We start from the raw sequence: 1,289 nt of genomic DNA, 5'->3' as shown, positions 1-1,289 counted from the left end.
GCCTCCACGCCCACGGCCTGGCGGTTGCCCGCCGACACCGACGGGGCTGCACTCGCCTCACTACGGGCGGCCCGCGCCAGGGCCCGGGAAGTCGCCTGGGTGCAGGCCGCCGAGACCGGCGAGGGCATACCCGCTGTTCAGGCCGGCGCACGAGAGCTTCCCGGCCTGGTTCTGGACCTCGACGCCACGGTGGTCGCCTGCCACTCAATAAAGGAGGCGGCAGCTCCGACCTGCAAGGGCGGCTCCGGCTTCCATCCGCTGCTGTGTTTCCTCGCGGACACCGGCGAGGCCCTGTCGGGGCGGCTGCGGCCCGGGAACGCCGGCGCCAACACTGCCGCCGATCACATCACGGTGCTCGACCAGGCACTCTCGCAGATCCCCGACGCTCACCGGCACGGCACCGGCATCCCTGTCCGCGCCGACAGTGCCGGATCCGCGAAAGCCTTCCTCACCCACGTCCGCGACCTGCGGAAACCAGGAGTACGGACCTTCTTCTCGGTCGGATACGCGGTCACCGAGCCGGCCCGCCGCGCGATCGGGGCCATGCCCGACCGCCTCTGGCATCCCGCTCTGGACCAGGACGGGACGCTGCGTGCCGGAGCCGAGGCCGCCGAGCTGATCGGGATGGCCGACCTGGCCGGCTACCCGGCCGGCACCCCGCATCATCGTGCGCCGGGAACGGCCGCACCCCGGAGCCCGGCTATCCCTGTTCGACCAGGACGAGGGCCTACGGCACCAGGTGTTCCCCACCGACACCCCCTGCTCCGGAGGTGGTTCCACCCGATACCCGGAGGTCCGCCACCGCGGGCACGCCACCGCCGAGGACCACATCCGGTGCGGCAAGACCACCGGCTTCGGCCGTCTCCCCTCCCGCCGCTTCGGCGTCAACGCGGTCTGGCTCGAACTCAGCCTCCAGGCGACCGACCTGCCCGCCTGGACCCGCGCCCTCCTCCTGGACGGCGAACTGGCGAGCGCCGAGCCGAAGAAACTCCGCTGCCGGCTGCTGCACGTCGCCGCCCGCCTCACCCGCGGCCGCCGCCTGCGCTTGCGGATATCGGCGACCCGGCCCCGGAGACACGAACTGACCACGGCCTTCCACCGTCCCGCCGCACTGCCCCCGACCCGCCGGCCGACCGGCCAACCCCCGACCGCCCACGACCCGAAAGACCCTCGAGAACCCGACCACCGCGCCGGGACTCCGCCATGCCCAAACACCGAAACCAGGTCGGCCACCCGACTACAGACGATCAGAAACGCCTCATCGCCCGAACCGAAACATCGAGGCTAGG

1 pseudogene is annotated in these 1,289 nt (G+C 72.4%); it reads left to right on the top strand.

The features are described from left to right. Positions 1-1,138 (top strand): annotated as a pseudogene (locus IF89_RS39285) (IS1380 family transposase); the annotation flags it as partial. Positions 1,139-1,289 lie beyond the last annotated feature (151 nt).

The organism is Streptomyces sp. NRRL F-2664 (assembly GCF_000719345.1).
In the GTDB taxonomy this organism is placed as follows: domain Bacteria; phylum Actinomycetota; class Actinomycetes; order Streptomycetales; family Streptomycetaceae; genus Streptomyces.
This window is presented reverse-complemented; position numbering and strand designations above follow the sequence as displayed.